This is a genomic window from Roseburia lenta (genome assembly GCF_014287435.1).
GTDB classification, from domain to species: Bacteria; Bacillota; Clostridia; order Lachnospirales; family Lachnospiraceae; genus Pararoseburia; species Pararoseburia lenta.
The window spans coordinates 1-595 of record NZ_JACOPG010000009.1 but is presented as its reverse complement, the minus strand read 5'-3'; the positions used below and the strand labels follow the sequence as shown (position 1 = coordinate 595).

The 595-nt window shown below is 45.5% G+C and carries 2 tRNA genes and 2 rRNA genes; all 4 read left to right on the top strand.

Going from position 1 to position 595, the window contains the following annotated elements:
- Nucleotides 1-77 (top strand): 16S ribosomal RNA (locus tag H8R94_RS12055); the annotation flags it as partial.
- Between the two features lie 61 nt (nucleotides 78-138).
- Nucleotides 139-257 (top strand): 5S ribosomal RNA (gene rrf / locus H8R94_RS12050).
- A gap of 4 nt (nucleotides 258-261) precedes the next feature.
- A tRNA-Ile gene (locus H8R94_RS12045) sits at nucleotides 262-335 on the top strand.
- Between the two features lie 39 nt (nucleotides 336-374).
- Nucleotides 375-447 (top strand) — tRNA-Ala (locus H8R94_RS12040).
- Nucleotides 448-595: the final 148 nt, after the last annotated feature.

The following is a 595-nucleotide window of genomic DNA, read 5'->3' as shown; positions in this document are numbered from 1 at the left end:
CGAAGGCAGGCTCGATAACTGGGGTGAAGTCGTAACAAGGTAGCCGTATCGGAAGGTGCGGCTGGATCACCTCCTTTCTAAGGAAATCGAGTAAAGCAGTTGTTTCGCTGTTGAGTTATCAAGAGATAACCTAATATTGCTGGTGGCGATGCGCTTAGGGGAAACACCCGTTATACATCCCGAACACGATGGTTAAGACTTAAGCGGCCGATGGTACTTGGTTGGAGACGACCTGGGAGAGTAGGTGGTTGCCAGTTATATGGGCTCATAGCTCAGCTGGTTAGAGCGCACGCCTGATAAGCGTGAGGTCGGTGGTTCGAGTCCACTTGAGCCCATTGTCTCGAAAGAGACAAACAAATAAATATTTACCATATGGGGGCGTAGCTCAGTTGGGAGAGCACCTGCCTTGCAAGCAGGGGGTCAAGAGTTCGAATCTCTCCGTCTCCACTGAATCTTCGCTAGATAATGAAGATTCGATAGCACCTTGAAAATTTCATACAGATAGATTTTGATGAAAGAAAGTTGAATAAAATCAACTCTCAATATCAAGACATCCGAGAATTAACAAACCAAAAATTCAGTAAAAACTGAGAAA